Genomic DNA, 21,256 nt, shown 5'->3' on the forward strand with positions numbered 1-21,256 from the left:
GTGTAGGGTGTGGAGTGTAGGGTTTTACCGATTTTCAGGGGGTCAATTACCTAATTTTCAGGCAAAAAGTGCCTAAATTTCCCCCCTGATCACTCCAAGGGCTGGCAGTTTTTGATTTCAAACAAGCTTAAAGATATTATCCAACAAGGTTTTTAGATTTATTCAGCAAGCCCTAAATAGAGATAAAACCAATAAATGCAGCTATTCTAACCTGAGCAATTCTCCATTCAAGCAACATCCTTGAGAAAACCGACTAAAGGCAAGAAAACCGGCGCTAAATTCGATCGAGCTACGGCTAAACAGGGATAGGAGCGATCACTATAATTTTCCCCCACCTGCAAGGGAAAAATCTTTTCTCCTAAAGAGATAAATACTCCGCCAGCGGCCTGTAGAATTGCCCAAACCGCGGCAATATCCCAGACTTTTGGGGTTGCTTCCACTCCTCCCAACACCGTGCCATCGGCAACCAAAAGCAGATTATAACTAGCCACTCCTATCATCCGCACTTTGCAGGGAAAGGGATTTTTTAATATATCTGTACTGCGAGCGCAGAGATTGAACAGATGATTTTTGCTGGGAAAATCGTCGCTGGTGTGAATCGGTTGACCGTCGCGGTAGGCCCCTAGCGGACCGGTTAAACCCGTCTCACCGTACCAATAGCCATAATAGGCCTGTTTTAGGCAGGGGAGATAAACAAATCCGAACACGGGAGTCCCCTGGTAGAGAAGTCCTAGGGAAATGCCCCAGATGGGAATACCGCGAGTAAAATTAGTCGTGCCGTCGATCGGATCCACTACCCAACACCATTCTTGATCCGGGAAAATATGGGTAGTTTCCTCGGTTAGGACTCCATGATCCCGGAAAGTGCCAGCAATTAGCGATCGCAATTCGCCATCAGACCAACGGTCGGCAGCCGTCACTAAAGTCCCGTCTGCTTTATTGGTGGCCTGTAATTTGCCAAAATCAGCTAGTAGGCGATCGCTCACCTGGCCGGTAGCCTGATAACAAAAGTCTAAAACCTGACTCCAAAAAGTTTCCATAATTTTCTCGTTCGTCTTCTAGTAGAATATTAAATCATTGTCTAAACTTAGGTAGTCGAGATTGAGCGCGGAAGCCCACCAGGAGATCAGACTAGCTACCCGTCTAGAAGCGATACTTTACCTAAAAGGGCAGCCTGTCCCCTTAACCGAGATGGTGACGTTGACCAACAGCGATCGCTTGACGGTAGAAGATGCCATGATCGAGTTAATGTCCGATTATGCTCACCGGGATAGTGCCTTGGAAGTGGTGGAAACCCCCCTCGGTTATAGTTTACAATTGCGGTCAGCTTATCAGAATTTGATCGAAGACCTGATCCCGGCCGAATTAGGTACAGGAACTCTCCGCACTTTAGCAGCGATTGCGCTCAAAGGACCGATTTTGCAAGCGGATTTAATTAATTTACGGGGCAGTACAGCCTATCAACAGGTTCAGGATTTGGTAGAACGAGGATTTGTGAGAAAACGCAAGCAAAATGAGGGTAGATCGTACTGGTTAGAAGTAACCGATAAATTTCATCAATATTTCGAGGTTGACAATCTTAGGGAACAGGGTATTCTGGAAGCTACCGATCAGGAATAAGGGGAGAGGGTATATTAGGGGTGAATGTTTCCGATCACTGAGCTAAACTTGAAAAAGATGGGGGGACTTCGGGCAATCAAGAAGAGCGATTTGTTAACCTAAATCCAATAACCACTACAGCGTGGGAGTTCTGATGACTTTTAATCCTGATTTTTTTCCCTGGGAAACCGAAGAACAAAATGATAACGGTCTGATGCAGTATCTCCAGCAGCAGCACCCTGAAACCCTTGAGAGAATCGCCCAATCGGTCAGTAGCGAAATTAAAGATATTATCTCGCAAAATGTCAGGGGATTGGTGGGAGTGTTGCCCTCAGAGGATTTTGCAGTACAAATTACCACCGACCGCGAGAATTTGGCGAATCTTCTCGCTTCAGCGATGATGACGGGTTATTTCCTCGGTCAAGTGGAGAAGCGCCATCATTTAGAATCAATTTTGTTAGCTACAGAATCAATTAAATTGGGCAAAAAACCAAAAATAGATTAATCTTCAGCCAAGACAGAGACACTTTCATCGGTGTCTCTATCAGTTTTTAACCCCCTTTGGCAAAACTCACCATCACCAAAATCGAGAGCAGGATACCGGGGACAAGTAAACCCGCTAATAATCCAAATTCAGTCAGCGTCATAGGAGAATATGCCCAAAATTCCATCACTTTTTACTCTAACCCCCTCTTCCGGCCACCTCAACAAAGCTTAAGGAAAATTTAAAGCCTTTTATCGGTTTTTCTTCCTACACAAACCAAAGAGAGTCTTTTTGATGTGGGTAAGCGGTTTATAATTCTTTTTTCAGCGCCTCGTATAAAGCTGAATAATCTTGCTCTGCTAATCCCATTGCTAAAGCTTTTTCCAGAAGACGCTCTACTCCTGTTAGGGGAAAAGTGGTTAAATCTAACTTCTCCGATTCCTCTAAAAAGAGATTGACATCTTTGAGTAAATGTTTAGTGGGAAAGTTAGGGTTAGCATAATTTTTCTCTAACATTCTGGTTAATTTTTTGTCAAAAGTAGGCGCATATAAGGCACTTTGACGCAGGATAGTCATGAACTTTTCTAAATCTACTCCTTGCTGGGATAAAAAAGCTAAACTCAAAGCAAAAGTACTGGTTAGAGAGGCAATTAATTGATTTAAAGCTAATTTTAACGCCGCAGCGGTTCCCACTTCCCCGATTAACATCGGTTCTTGACCAAAATGTGCTAATAAATTTGACCATTGATGGAACTGTTTCTCCGTTGCTCCCACCATAACTAAGAGAGTGCCATTTTTAGCTTCGGGAATACTTCCTAACACGGGTGCTTCTAGATATTCTCCCCCTTTAGCCACAATTTGATCTCGCAGTTGTTTACTTTCAGAAGGAGCAATGGTTCCCATCTGGATAATAGTACGATTATTGAAGTTAGATTGCTCGGAATTTAATCCTAAAACCTCTTGGATAGCGGCGGCATTGGTTAACATTAAAATCAGACAATCTGCCTCTTGAATTACTTGTTCAGGAGAGCTAACTGTTTTGGCTCCTAACTGCTGTAAAGGTGCTAATTTTTCTAAGGTGCGATTATAGGCAATAACAGGAATTTTCTGATTTAATAATCTTTCTACCATTGGCGTTCCCATTAATCCCGTTCCCAAAATTCCAACTTTCATAACTTAATTTTACCTGATTTAGTGATTAATTTTTACTGGTTTTTATAGCTGTCCAATGACGTTCGGAAGACTGATAAATTTTAACATTTTTTAATCCAGATTGCTGGATTAAATCGGCGATTTCTGCTAGTTTAAAAGCGGCATGGAGAGAATCTTTAAATAGTTGCGCTTGTCGCAGAGAAAAATTGGGACCGATTTCCCTCACCATCCCCTGGATTATTTCCTCGGAATCGGGACGGAATAAATCTCTTAAAAAAATGCCACCATTGGGTTTTAAAACTCGCTTAATTTCCCGTAAAAAAGGCAGAGGATTTTCGAGATGATGGATTAAACTATTAGAAATAACTAAATCAAATTGCTCGGATTGGTAGGGAAGATTTTTTCCATCAACTTTCTCCAATTTGATCTGTTCTTGACAGTTAGCATTAAGGATATTTTTTTGACCAATTTCTAACATAGAATCGGCCAGATCAATAGCGATAATTTGCCATTGGGGACGTAGTTGACTGAGCATAATCGGAATGCGTGCAGTACCAGTTCCTACATCTAATACCCTAGCATTAATACCAGCCAATTGTACGGCTTCTTTAGCGAAATTAGTATTAACTTCCGTGAAGTCCATGGCATCATATTCGATCGCTTCTTCCCGATCATCCATCACTTCTGGTTCTAGAATTCTTTCCATAGAAAAGCTATCTTTAGGGATTACAATATTCACAATACATCGGATCGGCGGTTTTTTCACCGTTGGGAAAGAGTTTTTCCTCTCGATAATCACACCTTTGACAACCGTATAGTTCCAGTTTAATTAAAGAGGTGGGAAAGTGACATAAACCACAGGGTAAACCCGCTTTTCTTTCGATAATATCAAACCCCGGACAACCACAATTAGGACATAATTGATTGAGTTTTTGAACCAGATTTGCTGTTGCAGCTGCAATCGCTTTCATCCGCGTGGGATTGTGCATAGCGCGCATATCGGTTTCTAGGTGTACTTTACCGTTTTTGTCAAGAATATCTTCAACAATTTTAACGAAATTTTTCTGGTCAGTAATTCCCTTAAAAATATGCTCAGAGTCGAGAGAATTTTTATCAAACATCACCACTAAACCATGACTAGGAAACCCTATTTTTTCGGCAAATTCTAAAGCAGCTGCTAGATTAGTGACAGTTTGGTGAGCGTGATTAGTTTCCGTGACTATTGCTTGACCAATTATTTCTAGATTATGGACTCGATCGAGCAATAAAATCAATTCACGATTACAGGAAACTAACGGCAAGTTAGGATAGGGATAAAAACTACCCTCACTGGCAATTCCAATATCGTATCCCGAAAGCTCGATCGCTTGTTGTGCCTTCCTGCGAGCGGCTTCAATTTGTGTCCCGATGCGCTTAATGTCCCGGGTAAAAGTGCCAAAGCGATCGGTATCAAAATTATCAGGTACAATCACCTTAAGGCCTATTTCTTGCGCTAAAATCGGTGCAATTACCCGCTCTTTTCCGTGCATAGTCCCTAAAATTGCTATCCGATCTTGAAACATCTTTTCTTGAAACATCTTGATCAAGGAAAAAGTAAAAAACAGCAATCAGCGAAAAGAAAACGGCAATTTCCTACTTAAGACTGTCCACTTAAAACTCACATCTGATAACTGATAACTGATAACTGATAACTGATTTAACTGTCCATTGTTTTTCCCTGAGCTTGTTGTAATCTTTCTGCTGCTGTTTCCATGACTTCTGCAAAGTTTTCGAGAATTTCGCCGGGGTGCGCTTCCAGGATTTTTGTAGATAGGGAAATGCGATTTTTATATTCGTCAATTTCTGCGACTACCACTTGAATTGCCTGACCAACTTTAAAGAAAGTCATAGGAGAATTAAAAGAGGCCCCCGTCACCTGTTTAGCATGGAGTAATCCCGTCACTCCACCGCAATCGACAAAAACACCGTAGGGTTGTAATTTAACCACAGTGCCACTTAATAATTTACCCACAGCTAACTGACTGATAGCGTTAGCGCGAGCAATTTCTCGCTGAGACAAAACTAACTTATTATTTTCTTGATCGATTTGAATAAAAGTTGCGGTTAAAAGTTGTCCGATCAGGGAATCTAAATCATTTTTTTCGATTAAATGGGAGCGAGGGATAAATCCTTTTAATCCCTCCACTTCCCCCGTCACTCCTCCCTTATTCACCCCCGTGACGCGCAGCTGCACCGACTTGCCACTTTCAGAGATTTCCCTGACATTTTCCCAAGCTTTTTGTAGTAATAATTGCCGCAGAGAAAGGGTAACTTGTCCTTCCGCATCCTGTCCACGGGTAATTAGAAAATCGAATTCTGCACCTATGGGTAAAGCTTCGGCAATGGAAGTGACATTTTCCAGGGAAATTTCCCTTAAAGAAATAAAAGCGGAGGATTTGCCGCCAATATCGATATATGCTCCATCGGAGGTGTGTTGATCGACTCTCCCTCGCACGATTTGCCCTTTTTCAAATTGATAATCGTATTGATCAAGAGCTTTGGCAAAATCGTCCATGGAAAAGGCAGGGTTCGGTGTCATGATAAATAGAATGGTTACAAATGTGATTTCGAACTGCTTCCAGTGTAAGCTGAAGCTTGAGGGGTCAGACCATTAAGATTTAAGAAGGCTAAATAACTCTAGCACATGATCCCAGGCAGATTTGGCCGCCTTAGCATTATAACTAGCTCTTTGGTCGCAGAAAAAGCCATGGTCGGCATTTTCATAGCGGAAAACTCGATGAGGAATCTGATAACGGGTTAATGCCTGTTCTATCTCATCCACTTGCTTTTGAGGAATACTGGCATCTAACATCCCGAAAAATGCGTAGATTGTCCCTTTGATTTGGGGAGTCACCTTCACTGTCGCTTGGCCACCCCCAGGGGTTCCCGTGGTGATTCCTGCACCGTAAAAAGAGGCAGTAACTTTGATATCCTCTAGAGTGGAGACAAGATAAACCACATGACCACCAAAACAAAAACCGATCGTGCCGACACCAGTTTTTTGCACCTGTGGCAAACTGTAAAGATAATCGATGGTGGCCTGGATATCGCTGAGTAATTCGGCTGCTTTGGTTTGTTCCTTGTACTGACGACCGATTTCGATATCTGCCATACTGTACCCCGTTTCAAAACCGGGAGCAAATCGCTGATAAATGGCAGGAGCGATCGCTATATAGCCTTCTTGGGCAATTCTGCGGGTGACATGGCGAATATGGTCGTTTACGCCGAATATTTCCTGAATCACGATAATTGCTGGATAAATTCCCACTCGATCAGGAATGGCTAAATAGGCATCTATGTCAATATCTTTGTTAGAAATCGTAACAGTTTGCGTATTAATAGTCATAATTTTCTCGGTGAAAAGCGAATTGGTGTTAGGGTGTTAGGGTGTTGGGGTGTTAGGGTTTTAGGGTTTTAGTTTAAATTCCCCACTTCCCCATTCCCCCATTTCCCCATTCCCCCATTCCTCAAATTAAAACAAACTTTGCCAAGGCCGCGGCCACCCCATTTAAGTCTACACTGGGGGCAACCCAATCAGCTTGATCCTTAACGGCTTGGGGAGCATTACCCATGGCAACACCGACACCCGCGTAGGTGAGCATAGAAACATCATTAAAATTATCACCGATCGCCATGACGTTTTGCGGTTGTAATCCTAGGATATCTTCGGCCAAAAATTGGGTGGCGCTTCCCTTGGTAGCCTCAACGTGGGTAACTTCAAAAAAAGTCGGACTCGATTGGGTAAAGTATAAATCTTGATTTTGATAGCGTTGCTGTAAATGCTGCCAAATCTCGGCGATAAATTGCTTATCTTCCCCCATGGCCAGGATTTTAGTGGTTTTGTGGGCAACTTTGCGTAAATCTCCCACTGCTTCGGCAACAATACCCGAGCGCTGGCGATAGAATTCCGTTTCCGCGTTTAATTGCCGCACATAAAGCACATCGTCCATATAAAAATTAAGGGAGATTTTCTCCTTCCATTGGGGTTGTTCGAGATAATCTAAAAGATCGATCGCCAAGTCAGGGGAAATGGGGGTATGTCGATGGTGAACTTGGGAAACAGGATCTTGAATCCAAGCGCCATTGTAAGCAATTAAAGGTAAAGTCGATTTAAGGCGTTGATGAAAACGTAAAGCCGAGCGGTACATCCTGCCAGTGCCAATAGCGACGGGAATCCCCTTTTTTTGGACGGCCGAGACAGCTTGCACCACAGCCGGATTAACCTGATTGTTATCACCGGCGATCGTTCCATCCACATCGACAACGATTAAGCGAATATCCACAGTCTTGTCCCATTCAACGGTAACAGTTAACAGTTTGCCATAAGAATTAAGTAGGGTTGGCTGAATAAATCTAAAAACCTTCTTGGATAATATCTTTAGGCTTTTTTTCCCTCAAAAAGTGCCGACCATTGGAGTGATTGGGGGGAAAATTCAGGGACTTTTTCCCTAAAAATTAGGTAATTGACCCCCTGAAAATGGGTAAAACCCCACCCACCCCTGCCCCCGATGTCGGGGGCAGGGGGGCCACACCTTGCCACCACCGAAAAACTTTTTCAGCAGACCCTAAGTAGTCGTGACCAATAAATTTAGTAGTTCATATTTACTAATTAGCTGGAAAAAGTATCGGGGGGGGAGAAAAAAGTTGATTGCGGACTGCCGACGGCTGATCATAGCTTACGTCCGGATCTTAAAATTATCAAAAGCGCACAGTCCAGGGAAGCCATTTATTTTTTACAATAGAAAATTCCCTAGATTATTTTTGCGGGAGGCAATCGGTGATTCTCAATTTTTCCTTAAGGATTGTAGCGGCCAAAGGCAGACTATTCTGTAAGTTTTCACTCTACAAAACCTATCGGGTGGTCAGTAGCGCCCCCGTCGATGTCCTCTGGCAAAAATTAATCAATGTGGCCGATGTCTCTTGGCATCCTTTGATTGCCAAGGCTGATGTTCCCTTGGGTTTAATCGCTAAACCAGGGTTAATCTATCAAGCTGTCACCCGTCTGACTCCCATTCCTATCCGGGTTTTCGTGGAAAATGTCCGCCCCGGGGAACTCCTCAGCCTCAGAGTTCTCGCTATCCCCGGTATGGAACAAAAAATGACCTACCAAGTAGAATCAACCCTCTGTGGTAGTTATATTTCCTATTCTGTCACCCTGCGCGGTTGGCTGTCCCCCTTTATCTGGTGGTTAAGTCGTCCCTATTTAGCCAAAGTCGCCGCCCAACTGGCCCACGCTGCCGAAGAATTAACGGCCTAAAAAAAAAATCCCCCCATTGTGCTAATAAATAATCTGCCAAGGGTCAAGATCTAAGTCACAATGATATATGGATAGACTTAAACAAAATTTTATTCAGCTACATTGGTACATATAGTCTACTGATATCATCCCGACGAGTTGAGCGCAACAACCTCAATCCGCCGGGATGAACTATCTCTGGAGACTTCACTGATGAAGTAAGTTCTACAGGAGGGAATTATGGGGGAATTAAACACAGCCGAACTTCTAGTTAAATGTCTAGAGAATGAAGGGGTCGAGTATATTTTTGGGCTACCCGGGGAAGAAAACCTCGATGTTTTGGAAGCCCTGAAAAACTCCTCGATCAAATTTATCACCACCCGTCACGAACAGGGGGCCGCTTTTATGGCCGATGTCTATGGACGCTTGACGGGAAAAGCGGGGGTTTGTCTCTCCACCTTAGGACCGGGGGCGACTAACCTGATGACAGGGGTAGCCGATGCTAACCTCGATGGGGCGCCCTTGGTGGCCATCACCGGCCAGGTGGGAACCGATCGGATGCACATTGAATCCCATCAATACCTGGATTTGGTGGCCATGTTCGCCCCGGTGACGAAATGGAATAAACAGATCGTCCGGCCGGGTATCACCCCGGAAGTGGTACGGAGAGCCTTTAAAACCGCCCAAAGTGAGAAACCCGGGGCAGTTCATATCGATCTTCCCGAAAATATCGCCGCTATGGCTGCTGATGGTCATCCCTTGCCTCTCGATAGTCAGGAAAAAGTTTACGCTTCCTACCGGACTTTGAATATGGCGGCGGCAGTGATTTCTAAAGCGAAAAATCCCTTGATTTTGGCGGGAAATGGGGCAATTCGCGCTAATGCTAGTGAGGCTTTAACGGAATTCGCCACGGCCTTGAATATCCCTGTGGCTAACACTTTTATGGGTAAGGGGGTGATTCCCTATACCCATCCTCTGGCTCTTTGGGCGGTAGGATTACAGCAACGGGATTTGATTAGTTGTGCCTTTGATCGCAGTGATTTAATTATTGCTGTTGGTTACGATTTAATCGAGTATTCCCCGAAAAAATGGAATCCAGACGGGAAATTACCGATTATTCACATCGGCATGACTCCGGCGGAAATTGACAGCAGTTATGCCCCGGTGGTGGAAGTGGTGGGTGATATCACCGATTCTCTCATCGATATCCTCAAACGGGCTGATCGCCAGAATAAACCAACTCCTGTCACCGCAGCATTAAAGACGGAAATTCGGGCCGATTACGAAACCTATGCCAATGATACGGGTTTTCCGATCAAGCCACAAAAATTGATCTACGATCTGCGTCAGGTAATGGGACCGGAAGATATCGCTATTTGTGACGTGGGCGCTCATAAAATGTGGATGGCCCGCCATTATCACTCCGATTGTCCTAATACTTGCATTATTTCTAACGGTTTCGCCGCTATGGGTATTGCCATCCCTGGTGCGATCGCCGCTAAGTTAGTTCATCCCGATAAGCGCGTTGTGGCGGTGACGGGGGACGGCGGTTTTATGATGAATTGTCAGGAGTTGGAGACAGCTTTGCGGGTGGGAACTCCCTTCGTCACTCTCATCTTTAATGATGGCGGTTACGGTTTAATCGAATGGAAGCAGTTCAACCATTTTGGCACCTCTTCTTTTATTAAGTTTGGTAATCCCGATTTTGTTAAATTTGCCGAAAGTATGGGATTAAAAGGCTATCGGGTGGAATCTACTCAGGATTTGATCCCGATACTAGAGGAGGCTTTCCGGCAAGATGTCCCTGCGGTGATCGATGTTCCCGTCGATTACGGTGAAAATCTGCGTCTTTCCCAAAAATCGGGCGATTTAAGCTGTCAGATTTGGGAATAGAAGTTGATAGCGGCAAGCAACCTCCAAAAAAAATCCCCTAACTAAATCTCAGTTAGGGGGAAGTAATTAGGTTGGCTTTAGTAACGTTAGAAAACGCAATCTAGAACAACCATTCTAGAACCGCCTCATCTTTAGTGTTGGTATTGCGAGAGGGGGTTTCCCTGGTGAATTTCATGTGGATAGAACGATTTTGTTCACCATCGGCGGCTACGGCCATAATCGGATAATCGATTAAACCGTCTTGGAAGGACATCTGATAGCGGAAAGTGCCATCGGGATTGAGTTTGATCGGACGACCACCGATAGTTACAGTGGCATCCGGTTCGGTGGCACCATAGACGATTAATTCTGCATCGGCAACTAACCAGAATTTGCGCGGACGTTGTAGGGTTTCCGAAGCACCCATACCGATACCAGAAGCAGTCATCCCGATACCGGAAGCGGTTAGTCCCGATACCGTGGGAACTGCCCACATACCAACCCCGGAGGGGAATACATAAGAACTGATCACTTCCGACATCGGTACGGAACCAGCGACGTGCTGCATGGAACCAAACAAGGAACCGGCCACCCGTAGGGCCTCGATATCGCCGACACTCTCGAAAATTTGGTCGTAGATGGGGCTAGTTCCCGTGGTTCCGGCGCTGCTGCCGTAGCGTTTGCTGGGGGGAACGAGTTCGTAAACAGTTTTACCCACCAGTTCTTCTTCCCAGTTAACGGTGACAAAAATATCTTCAATCCAGTCGGAAGGATAGACGGGAGGAATCCGCACTAAAGGAGAACGGGCCAAAACTAACCAACGACCATCAGCACAACGATAACCGATATCGATAACATAATCTCGATCGCTGACTGGAATCGGTAAATACCATTCCCGGGCCAATTCATCACAGAGATATTCTTGGACACTGTGGGCGCCTTGGCTATTGAGATCGATATCGGTGACATCATAAAGACGCAGGGCTAATTGTTGTCCCCCTTGACGACGCAAATCTTCTTTCGATTCGTTGGGGATATCCCAGTAAGCATAGGCCCACTGAGGATCGCGCGGTAGGAGGGTAATGCGATTTTCACCGTAGCCACCGGGCAGATCTCCTAAACCATCATCCACTGAACCTAGGATATCTTCGATCGGGTTAGCTTGACCTAATTCAAATTTTGCTGCTTCCACTGGTTTTTCCTCTTTAATAATAGATTTAAAATTGCCGCTTACTCCCATAGCTTGGGTAATTGCCTCGATTAACTGCGTTTTCCGCATCCGACTGTAACGAGAGATGCTGTATTGACTGGCAACTCGTCGTAGTTGCCGCAAGGTCATCTCATCTAAGGGTGGGTATTCTGGAACCATGAGTTGACACTCTCCGATTAGTTACGACGGCAAATGTTTTTGAGCATTTGCAAAAGCAGTGATCTGGGTAATCCTTCAACTACTCATCGATTGCTTTGTGAACGAGAGATCCACTCGATGGGGATCAAGGGAATCGCTTGTTATAAATACCTATTAAACAGCAAGATTCTGATTTTGACCAAGTACATTGTCATGATTTCTTGACAAAAACGCCAAACCCTTGATCCCAAAGAGATTTTCATGTCAGGAAGTTTTGATACGCTGTGCTGCCTTGAAACTGCATAAGGAAATTTTAGTACAAATGCTCGCCGATCTCCACTGATTACTGATTACCGATTACTGATCACTGATTTGTACTCCGATCCCGATCGCCTGTAATCTGATATTGAGACTTTTAGTTAAGGAGACTGAACCGCTTGGCTACCCGTGTGATTATTGTTCGTCATGGACAAAGCAGTTATAACGCACAGCAGAAAATACAAGGTCGCAGTGATGGCTCGGTTTTGACGGAAAAAGGGCATCTGGACGCGGAAAAAGTGGGAAATGCCCTCAGTCAAATCGATATCGCCGCTTTTTACTGTAGTCCTCTCCAAAGAGCCAAATCTACTGCTGAGGTGATTCAGTCTCGTTTAAATAACTCTCCCGTCATTCAACCCACTTCGCAGTTACTAGAAATCGATCTGCCTATCTGGGAAAATATGGTCAAAGAGGAGGTAAAAGCTCAATACCCGCAAGAATATCGGGATTGGCACCAAAAACCTCACGAATTTAAGATGATACTGCCCGATGGTCAAGAACATTATCCCGTTCTCTCCCTCTATCAACAAGCCCAAGATTTTTGGCGAGAAATTATTCCCCAACACGAGGGACAAACTATCCTCATTGTTGCCCATAACGGCATTAATCGCTGTTTAATCCTCAGTGCCATCGGTATTCCGGTTTCCTTATACCATTCCCTCCAACAATCTAACTGTTGCGTTAATGTTCTCAATTTTACGGGTGATTTTGGTGATCCTGTGCAGGTGGAATCCCTCAATCAAACGGCACACCTAGGGATAGCTTTACCCCCACCGCGTCCTCCTTTCCAAGGTTCTAGGCTGCTACTGGTGCGTCACGGAGAAACCCAATGGAATCGGGATAAACGTTTTCAAGGTGTGCGCGATATTCCTCTCAATGATAATGGCAAAGCTCAAGCTGAGAAAGCCGCCGAATTTCTGCGAGAAACGGCGATCGATCACGCTGTCACCAGTCCTTTATCCCGTCCCAAGGAAACTGCCCAAATTATCCTGCAATATCACCCCAATGTCACCTTAGATACCCAAGTAGATCTGACAGAAATCTGTCACGGACTTTGGGAAGGTAAATTAGAGGAGGAAATTGAAGCGAGTTTCCCCGGGATGTTAGAAGACTGGAAAAATGCCCCAGAAACCGTGCAAATGCCGGAAGGGGAGAATTTACAGGAAGTTTGGGATCGAGCGATCGCTTGTTGGCAGCAAATCGTTAAAACCTATAGTAATAGCGATAGTCCTAAGACAATTATGGTAGTAGCTCACGATGCCATTAATAAGGTGATTCTTTGTTATTTATTGGGTTTAAAACCCGCCAATTTCTGGAATATTAAACAGGGAAATGGCGCGGTTAGTGTGATCGATTATCCCAAAGGATTTGACTCTCAACCGGTCCTGCAAGCAATTAATATTACCTCTCATCTAGGATCGGGAATACTCGATCGCACGGCAGCCGGCGCTTTATAACAGTTATCAGTTATCAGTTATCAGTTATCAGTGGGTAAGTTAACAGTTATCAGTATTCAGTTATCAGTATTCAGAAGATTGCTTTTATTTATTCTTCCCAATTCATAATTCATAATTCATAATTCATAATTACGGCTAACTAGAAGCTAATAATTGATTCTCAATCTGTCTAACTACCGTTAGTGCCGAATAGCTGACTCCGGCAGTGCCTTCTCCCGGATGGGTGGAATCTCCCACTAACCAAAGATGGGGGATCGGAGTGCGCGTCGCTACGCCAAAAGGGCCAAAAGTGGACAGTCTTTGACCAATACCGCCGACAATGCCCTGATTTCGCCCCGTAAACCGTTCAAAAGTGCGAGGTGTAGCTGATTCGATATGAACGATGTGATCAGGATTAAGATGGAAATAATTACCGAGACGCTCGATCGCCTCTTGGGTGTATGCTGCTTTTAATTGCTGATAATTATCTTCTCCTTTTCGCCACCAAAGACTGGTATCGGTGAAGGAAGAAGCAATAATCGTCGCTTTTCCCTCTGGGGCGCGGCCATCCCCTTCTTTACTCACGGAAACAAACAAAGAGTTATTTTCGCCGATTATGCCATCGTAATCGTAGAGGAATTGCAAATGGGGGGGACAATCGGGGGGAATAGCAGCGCGATCGACTCCTAAGTAAACCACAAAAGCAGCGGACGCGGGGGGAAGTTTTTCGATTCTCCGGTGATAAAGACTGGGAATGGCTTCGCGATCGATTAATTGTGGTAAATTTTGGATCGGGATATTAGCCACAATCTCATCGGCCATTTCTGGATATATTTGACCATTTTTTTGATTTCTGACGATAATTCCCGTGGCTTTTCCCTTTTCTGTCAGTATTTTTTCTACTGTGTGGCGCATTTGCAATTTACCGCCGTATTTTTCCAAAGCTGCTACTAGGCGATCGCTTAATACCTGCATACTACCCTGAAGGTGGGATAAGCCTTGGGGAGACTGAGAAACTGCCAAAGCGGTGGCGGCATAAAGTAAAGCGGTTTCATCGGCAGTAACTTGGGAATAAAGCTTTAACTGAAGATCAAGGAAGGTTTTTAGGCGTTTATCCCTCTCTAAGCCGTATAATCGCAGAGCATCTCCCACAGTCATCAAAGTAAAGGGGAAGGTAATGGCAGTATCTAAACGCAAAGCGGCGATTAATTGCCCTAAATCCCACCAGTTGCGCGGGGGTAAAACTGGATCGCGACTTTGAAAACGCCAACTTGCTTGAAAGAGTTTTTGTAATAATTGCCAAAAAGGTTCGCTGCCCGGAAATTGTTTTTGTCTTTCCTCTTGCCACTTGTGCCGATCGCGCCAGACATTTATCGGAGTGGTTTCCCCCGGCAGAAAAACGGCACAGGCAGGATCGCAGGGGACAGAATCGGGTAAATCTATCCCTAATTCGGCAAAAATGCGCTGATGAATGCCCCCTACTTCTAATCCTGCCACTTGAGTTGCCCCCACGTCAAAGGTAAAACCCCGACGGGAAAAAGTCGAGGCACAACCTCCGGGGACAACCGCCTGATCATATACTGTGACTTGATAACCTCGACGCGCCAATAATGCCGCCGCCGTTAGTCCGCCAATCCCTGCACCAATAACGGTAATTTGCGTCATTTTCTTAATAATTAGGGTTTGCTGAAAAAGTTTGTTGGTGGCGTTAGGAGTCAGGAGTCAGGAGTCAGGAGATAGGAGTCAGGAGTCAGGAGTCAGGAGGCAGGAGGCAGCTTTTTTCTCCCCACTTCCCCACTTCCCCACCTCCCCAATTCATAATTCATAATTCATAATTCCCACACCCCACTTCATAATTCATAATTCATAATTTATAATTCATAACAGTTTACCCGCGCCCCTAGGGTATCTAAAGCCAAAATTTTGGCGCTGGAGTTAATCCCCACTTCCTCCCAAGCATTGGTCATCTCTGTGGCTGTTTTTTGGGCATTGTCGGGGTTAGTTAAAGCCAATAGGCTCGGACCTGCGCCACTAATTACCATCCCGTAAGCACCCCCATTAATGGCGGCTTTTTTCACCTTTTCGTAACCCGGGATCAAAGATTGGCGATAGGGTTGATGCAGTTTATCCTCTAGGGCAATTCTCAGCCAATCGCCGTTACCCGTCTCCAATCCCCGCAATAATAAACCCAAGCGGGAAATATTGAAAATAGCCTCCTGACGGCTAATTTTTTCTGGTAAAACCGCCCTAGCTTTTTCCGTAGCCAGCTCAAAATCGGGAATCGCCAAGACGGGAATGAGATTTTTTTGCCAAAATACTTGACAAATAGCCCAATTTGTGCTATATCCTGCCGATAGCTGACAGTTGCCCCGCAAAGCTGGCACCACATTATCTGGATGTCCCTCCAATGCGATCGCTAATGCTTCGATTTCCCCCATAGATAAAGGATTTCCGGCGCATTGATTGGCGGCCAATAACCCACCGATAATAGCAGTGGCAGAACTACCTAAACCTCTAGCCAGAGGAACCCCTAAACCGATCTCGATGGCGATAGGGGGCGGATTCTGTCCTATTTTTTGATAAACTTGCAAAAAAGAAGTATAGATTAAATTATCAGCCCCTTGGCTAACTTTAGCTGATTCATTTCCCTTGACACTAATGCTGACAGGGTTAGCTGTCGTTGCCGGCAGCAGGGTAAAAGTAAACTGATTATATAGGGTTAAGGCCGCTCCGAGACAATCGAAGCCGGGCCCAATATTAGCAGTGGTAGCGGGAACTGTTACCGTAAAAGTTGTCATCGTTAAGCTTTTGCCTGAAGATAGCGGCGATTTACCTCCTCCCAGTTAACCACATTCCACCACTGTTTTAAATACTCAGCCCGTTGATTACGATATTTTAAGTAATAGGCGTGTTCCCAGACATCATTGCCCATAATTGGCTGTAATCCCTTCATTAGCGGGCTATCTTGGTTAGCAGTGCTGGTAATTTCTAGTTTTCCTGACTTATTTAAAACCAACCATGTCCAACCACTACCAAAAAGTTTAGTACCAGCTTGGTTGAAAGCGTTTTTAAATTCCTCGAAACTGCCAAATTTAGCGATTATTGCCGCTCCTATTTCTCCTGTTGGTTCGCCACCGCCATCGGGGGACATAATCTGCCAAAACATCGTATGATTAAGATCGCCGCCGCCATTATTGCGGATAGTGGTGCGAATATCGGCTGGCAAAGAGTCAAGTTTTGTAATTAATTCTACTACTGTTTTTTTCTGCAATTCTGGATATTTTGCCACTGCCGTGTTGAGATTATTAACGTAGGCTGCATGGTGTTTATCGTGATGAAATTGCATCGTTTCCTTATCAATATAAGGTTCTAGGGCATCATAGCTATAGGGTAGGGCAATAAGACTATAGGGACCGGTAGCGGCAAAAGCGGCACGGTTAAAACCGGCAAGAGTGGCTGTGCCAAGGGTGGCACCTAAAAGATAAAGAAATTGACGGCGATCAAGAGACATATTCTCAGAGCAGATGTTCCGATTATTAATTATCCTATCGATCGGTACTTCGGGAGACAAAAATTTTTATCGAGAGACTCCCAGAAGTAATCAGAATCTAGCGGCAGTTCTCCCTAATTACCATAAACGATAAAAACTTTTCAACAAACTAGGCGGAATTTTTAGATAATAACCAATAATAACTAATTGATTAACTAAGGTGGTTTTGCCAACTCCTAATTTTTGCCAACGTCTTGCCGAGGTAATCACCGGAGCAGCAACTATGGCTATTTTACCCCTTTTTTTCAATCTTTGTATTAATTCAAAATCTTCCATAATTGGCAACTCAGGAAAACCGCCTAAATCGGCAAAAATTGAGGCTTTTAAAAATATTCCTTGATCTCCGTAGGGAAGGGAAAGCCAGCGAGAACGCCAATTAACTAATTTTTCCACTAAACGCAGGTTTTTTTCCTCTCCATCAATTTTTAATTCAAAGGCTGCCGCTACTATCGCAGATTGGGATAAAGTATTGATAATTTGTTCTTGATAATTTTGGGGAAGTAAAGTATCTCCGTGCAGAAATAATAAAATATCTCCTTTCGCTATTTTTGCACCTATATTCATCTGAAAAGCACGACCTTTACCAGAAGAAATAATTACTTTTGCTCCCAATTGTTCGGCTATTTCTTTAGTTTTATCTGTACTTCCCCCATCGACAACAATAATTTCTACTCCTTCACCTATCTGTTTTAACGTTGCCGCAATTCTTAACTCCTCATTAAGAGTCGGAATGATAATACTAAGATAATTCATGAGGTTTTGTACTAACTAAAGTCAGAGGATTTAGGGGCGACCATCGGGTAAATTTGCCTACAGATACCGAGGGATTGATTGGGATGTTTAATAACTGTTTTTCCTGTAGAAAAGTTAAACATTGCTGCCAGTTCTCCACAGTGGCTAAAGCTGCCGTCAAAAGTCGATGCCAAATTAGGTTACACTTCATCTTTATGGGAAACGAAACTCTGTTCTAAGATAGGTGGGACAATGCCAAATATTAAAGGAGACGATGGTGCGCTCAAAACCATCTTCAGCAATAGTAAAATTATCGCAGTGGTCGGGCATTCTGAGAAATCGAGTCGCGCCAGCTATCAGGTAGCCAAATTCCTGCAAGCGGTGGGTTATCGAGTCTATCCGGTCAATCCGATGGTCAAGCAAATTGATGGTCAAAGTTGCTATCCTTCTCTAGAGGCTATCCCCGAACCCGTGGATATTGTTAACGTTTTTCGTCATCCTGATTATCTACCCGAAATTGTCGAGTCAGCTATTGCTGTTCAGGCTGCTACTCTTTGGACACAATTGAAAATTTATCACCCAGTTGCGGAAAAAAAAGCGATCGAGGCAGGTTTAAATGTGATTATGGATGCTTGTATCCAGATAGAATACCAGCGTTTATTTCCCTAAAACAAAACCCCACCGATGGTGGGGTTTCGGGTTTAATTTAGGAAATCCTAGAAGGTAAAGGTGCCGCGAAGGGTCCCAATCCACTCGTTACCAGTGCCTTTGAACTGTTCAGGTGCAGAAATCCAGATGACACCGGGGGTGATAGAAATATTGTCGGTGACTTGGTACTTGTAGAACAATTCAACGTGGTAGGGAACGATGTTAGATACTTTTAGCCCCATGTCTCGGAAGCTTAAGTGACCGATGTAGGGCTGCGCACCAGCAAATAGACCTAAGATATTTCCTTCTTTACCCAAGTCGGGGAAGGCAATACCAGCACCGTAGGTCCACACTTCCGCATCACCGAGACCGAGTAAGCGCACGGTGGAGTAGGAACCGAAAGCACTCAAGCTGGCGAAACCAATATCCACCGCACCGGTTAAACCGTAGCTATTGGATACTTTGGCTCCGAAGTTGAAGAAACCGACTTCATCCTGTAGGGTGACGCTACCCGGATCGTTGCCGTTGACGTTGAGCAGGGTATTTAACTGAGTTTGGGAAAGGTTAGCGGCGGAAGTACCCGTTACACCACGAGTACCACCGTTACCGAAGATAGCGGTGTCAGCACTTTGGTAAGCGTTAACGTAGGTAAAGCCAACGTTCAAGAAGTTGAAAAGATTGGCGTTAATCTGTGCTAAAGCGGCGTAGTCACCGTTAAAGAGACCGTTGCCCGGATTGGGGTCAGCAGGGGAAGTAGCACCACCGGCTAAGTAACCTAAAGATAGGGAAGTCGGACCGACAATGCTTTGGAGGAAGCCTAACTGTAGGCTAACACCGGCCCCAGAACCACCACCGATACGGTAGATGGGGTTTTCGGAAGCGAAGGTAGATAGCGCACCATTACCACCGTCGAAGTCTTCAAAGAAGGGATTAGTGGTGGGAACAAAGTCATTCCAAATACCACCCCAAGCGGCAACATAGGTATTGAAGCGACCAAAGTAACCTAAGTCAATCGGGGTATAGTAGGCCAACCAGTCGAGAACCACATCGCTACCGTTACCGGCCGCGGTCCAAGTTTGGAATAGGGAAGGGCTTTGCAGATTATCGAATCTGACGGAAGCGGGATCACCATTTTGTAGTGTGGTGGTCGATTTGTAATCAAATCCAAAGGGAGTGGCACTACCCGCCGCTAAACGAGTTTTCAATACGTCCTGACCGGTGAAGCTCGTGTTTAACAGCAAACGAGCGCGGTATTGCATGGCGGCCTGGGAAGCGGGGCTACCAGCACCGACCGTATCGGTAACGGCGAAGATGACTTCCCCGGCTAATTTGGTGGTGGTGGAGAATTGATTATTTTCGAGGAAAGAAACCCGGCTTTCTAAGTTGTCAACTCTAGCTCCTAAAGCTGCTAACTCGGCTTGGAACTCATCCATCAAGCGCTTGAGAGCATCTAAGTCTTCTTTGAGGACGTTGACACCATCTTGAATTAAACGTTCCATCACGTTTAAGCAAGCGTTTAAACCAGCCGCAAATTCCCAACGGGTTAAAGCTCGGTCGCCGCGGAAGGTGCGATCGGGATAACCGACAATACAACCATAGCGCTCCACAAGGCTTCTTAGGGCTTCATAGGCCCAAGCGGTGGGGGAAACATCCCGCAGTTGGTTAACGCTGGTGACTTGATCGATGCTGTTGCCCTGTACGGGAACCGTTTGACCTTCGTTACCGTACTGTTCGATCTGATTGAGTAATTCGCCAGTTCCTGCACCGTTGTCCTGAACTTGGGCGATTTCTAGACTGTTAAATTCGGCAGAAACACTGGTAGATTTGGCAGGATCGAAGCTGCTAGCATTGGCGGAAGCTACCAGGGTAGCCCCTAAAATCGCCGGGCTAACCAGCAATGATTTCCAGAACATTCTTAACATAATGGTTTTTTCCTCACACCTTATAGGTTGACTACACAGTTTGATGACGCATATAGCCTTTCTATTCTTCTGCCATTATACACAACTTAATTGCTTAGGGAAAGATGTGATCTCATTTTTTTCCCTTGACCAGTTGACAAAGTGGCCACCCTGTCGCTCCTGACGGCACTTAAACAAAAACTAAAGCAGGTTAGAATCCTTACAGGGAGAAAACTTAAGCTCCAATAACAGGCTCATCTAGAGGAGGTCGGACAAGGTTCTGTGATTTTGATAACGGCGACCGGACTGGGTTGTTGTCAGGTTAATTGATGATTTCTGTAGTGGCACTCCTATAAGAAGTGATGCCTAATGGGCAAAACTTAACGCCGACAAAAACAGGTACAAGACCATGAAAAAAAGAAAGATAGCCAATACACTGCGTAAAGCTTTACTAGAAGATGGCAAGATGGAACGCGCTCTCTATGAATACGAATTAGAAGAACACCTAGACTACTGGTACGAAGGTCTCAAGTCCGACCGTGATCAGTTTGTCTTTGCCGTCACGGAAAACTCAGGTGACGTGGCAATGGTATTGATTACGCCAGATAAAACTATCTACGTTAATGAGGAGGCGCGAGATAAACTCTCCGAATTCTGGATAAAAGCTTATAAGAATAATATGAATCGATTAATTCCCATGATGGCGGACAATTTGGCCAACGATATTATCTCGGTGACAGGCGTTAAAATGGTGTCCCCCAACCAGAAGCGGCGCTGGGTTAGTTTGCGCCCGTAGAGTTAAAGTGAAGAGATGACGGGAAACCCTGAAAAACTATCCGCCCTTACCAATTGCTCGGTAAGGGCGGTGTAGCGGGTCATCAGAATCGACACCAGACTGCCGGAAGGAACTCCAGCTAGTCTAAATCTTGTTTAGACGTGGG

The 21,256-nt window shown here is 44.8% G+C and carries 21 protein-coding genes; 7 read left to right on the plus strand and 14 right to left on the minus strand.

The annotated features are described in order from the left end of the window. Nucleotides 1-227: 227 nt before the first annotated feature. Entirely contained in the window at nt 228-1,040 is an 813-nt protein-coding gene (locus B5D77_RS01370; RefSeq protein WP_106908131.1) for an inositol monophosphatase family protein, read from the minus strand. Nucleotides 1,041-1,101: 61 nt separating this feature from the next. Between B5D77_RS01370 and scpB the strand changes: the two genes are divergently transcribed. Next, on the plus strand, nt 1,102-1,620 hold the full coding sequence (gene scpB, locus B5D77_RS01375; protein ID WP_106908132.1) for an SMC-Scp complex subunit ScpB: 519 nt from the start codon (nt 1,102-1,104) through the stop codon (nt 1,618-1,620). A 133-nt stretch (nt 1,621-1,753) separates the two neighbouring features. After that, complete coding sequence (locus tag B5D77_RS01380; protein ID WP_008201515.1) at nt 1,754-2,104, plus strand: DUF760 domain-containing protein; 351 nt, start codon at nt 1,754-1,756, stop codon at nt 2,102-2,104. Nucleotides 2,105-2,392: 288 nt separating this feature from the next. Here the strand turns inward: B5D77_RS01380 and B5D77_RS01385 are convergent, their stop codons facing one another. From B5D77_RS01385 to B5D77_RS01410, 6 genes are all read right to left on the minus strand, one after another. Beyond that, complete coding sequence (locus B5D77_RS01385; RefSeq protein WP_106908133.1) at nt 2,393-3,256, minus strand: NAD(P)-dependent oxidoreductase; 864 nt, start codon at nt 3,254-3,256, stop codon at nt 2,393-2,395. Nucleotides 3,257-3,281: 25 nt separating this feature from the next. Beyond that, nucleotides 3,282-3,941, minus strand: coding sequence for a class I SAM-dependent methyltransferase (locus B5D77_RS01390; RefSeq protein WP_106908134.1), 660 nt, complete (start codon nt 3,939-3,941; stop codon nt 3,282-3,284). A 13-nt stretch (nt 3,942-3,954) separates the two neighbouring features. After that, nucleotides 3,955-4,812, minus strand: coding sequence for a DUF6671 family protein (locus B5D77_RS01395; protein ID WP_106908135.1), 858 nt, complete (start codon nt 4,810-4,812; stop codon nt 3,955-3,957). A gap of 119 nt (nt 4,813-4,931) precedes the next feature. Continuing rightward, a complete protein-coding gene (locus B5D77_RS01400; RefSeq protein WP_008201506.1) occupies nt 4,932-5,789 on the minus strand; it encodes a S1 RNA-binding domain-containing protein in 858 nt (285 codons plus the stop codon). Between the two features lie 96 nt (nt 5,790-5,885). After that, entirely contained in the window at nt 5,886-6,620 is a 735-nt protein-coding gene (locus tag B5D77_RS01405; RefSeq protein ID WP_106908136.1) for a dienelactone hydrolase family protein, read from the minus strand. 121 nt (nt 6,621-6,741) lie between these two features. Beyond that, nucleotides 6,742-7,557, minus strand: coding sequence for a Cof-type HAD-IIB family hydrolase (locus B5D77_RS01410; RefSeq protein WP_008201502.1), 816 nt, complete (start codon nt 7,555-7,557; stop codon nt 6,742-6,744). A 494-nt stretch (nt 7,558-8,051) separates the two neighbouring features. On the opposite strand from B5D77_RS01410, the gene B5D77_RS01415 reads away from it, so the two are divergent. Then, entirely contained in the window at nt 8,052-8,531 is a 480-nt protein-coding gene (locus tag B5D77_RS01415) for a hypothetical protein (RefSeq protein WP_002782775.1), read from the plus strand. A 219-nt stretch (nt 8,532-8,750) separates the two neighbouring features. Next, the gene (locus B5D77_RS01420; RefSeq protein ID WP_008201498.1) at nt 8,751-10,403 is read left to right on the plus strand and encodes an acetolactate synthase large subunit; all 1,653 of its coding nucleotides are present in this window, start codon (nt 8,751-8,753) and stop codon (nt 10,401-10,403) included. A gap of 100 nt (nt 10,404-10,503) precedes the next feature. Here the strand turns inward: B5D77_RS01420 and B5D77_RS01425 are convergent, their stop codons facing one another. Further along, the gene (locus B5D77_RS01425) at nt 10,504-11,751 is read right to left on the minus strand and encodes a DUF4912 domain-containing protein (RefSeq protein WP_008201496.1); all 1,248 of its coding nucleotides are present in this window, start codon (nt 11,749-11,751) and stop codon (nt 10,504-10,506) included. Between the two features lie 416 nt (nt 11,752-12,167). Between B5D77_RS01425 and B5D77_RS01430 the strand changes: the two genes are divergently transcribed. Next, nucleotides 12,168-13,505 (plus strand): histidine phosphatase family protein, encoded by a 1,338-nt coding sequence (locus B5D77_RS01430; protein ID WP_106908137.1) that lies wholly within the window; start codon nt 12,168-12,170, stop codon nt 13,503-13,505. Nucleotides 13,506-13,640: 135 nt separating this feature from the next. Here the strand turns inward: B5D77_RS01430 and crtD are convergent, their stop codons facing one another. From crtD to B5D77_RS01455, 5 genes are all read right to left on the minus strand, one after another. After that, on the minus strand, nt 13,641-15,149 hold the full coding sequence (gene crtD, locus B5D77_RS01435) for a C-3',4' desaturase CrtD (protein WP_106908138.1): 1,509 nt from the start codon (nt 15,147-15,149) through the stop codon (nt 13,641-13,643). Between the two features lie 206 nt (nt 15,150-15,355). Beyond that, nucleotides 15,356-16,282, minus strand: coding sequence for a homoserine kinase (thrB, locus tag B5D77_RS01440; protein WP_008201489.1), 927 nt, complete (start codon nt 16,280-16,282; stop codon nt 15,356-15,358). 2 nt (nt 16,283-16,284) lie between these two features. Next, nucleotides 16,285-16,995, minus strand: coding sequence for a superoxide dismutase (locus B5D77_RS01445; RefSeq protein ID WP_008201487.1), 711 nt, complete (start codon nt 16,993-16,995; stop codon nt 16,285-16,287). A 117-nt stretch (nt 16,996-17,112) separates the two neighbouring features. Next, nucleotides 17,113-17,787, minus strand: coding sequence for a TIGR04283 family arsenosugar biosynthesis glycosyltransferase (locus B5D77_RS01450; RefSeq protein ID WP_008201485.1), 675 nt, complete (start codon nt 17,785-17,787; stop codon nt 17,113-17,115). After that, nucleotides 17,774-17,977 (minus strand): hypothetical protein, encoded by a 204-nt coding sequence (locus tag B5D77_RS01455; RefSeq protein ID WP_106908139.1) that lies wholly within the window; start codon nt 17,975-17,977, stop codon nt 17,774-17,776. Before B5D77_RS01455 ends, B5D77_RS01450 begins: the two co-directional genes overlap by 14 nt. A gap of 41 nt (nt 17,978-18,018) precedes the next feature. Here B5D77_RS01455 and B5D77_RS01460 point away from each other — a divergent pair, with 41 nt between their 5' ends. Further along, nucleotides 18,019-18,435, plus strand: coding sequence for a CoA-binding protein (locus B5D77_RS01460; protein WP_106908140.1), 417 nt, complete (start codon nt 18,019-18,021; stop codon nt 18,433-18,435). A gap of 47 nt (nt 18,436-18,482) precedes the next feature. Here B5D77_RS01460 and B5D77_RS01465 read toward each other — a convergent pair whose 3' ends face one another. Continuing rightward, a complete protein-coding gene (locus B5D77_RS01465) occupies nt 18,483-20,336 on the minus strand; it encodes an iron uptake porin (RefSeq protein WP_008201480.1) in 1,854 nt (617 codons plus the stop codon). Between the two features lie 388 nt (nt 20,337-20,724). Here B5D77_RS01465 and B5D77_RS01470 point away from each other — a divergent pair, with 388 nt between their 5' ends. Continuing rightward, nucleotides 20,725-21,111: a hypothetical protein gene (locus tag B5D77_RS01470; protein WP_008201472.1), complete on the plus strand. Its 387-nt coding sequence runs from the start codon at nt 20,725-20,727 to the stop codon at nt 21,109-21,111. The last annotated feature ends 145 nt before the right edge of the window (nt 21,112-21,256 follow it).

The sequence above is a fragment of the Microcystis sp. MC19 genome (genome assembly GCF_003019735.1).
Taxonomy (GTDB): Bacteria; Cyanobacteriota; Cyanobacteriia; order Cyanobacteriales; family Microcystaceae; genus Microcystis.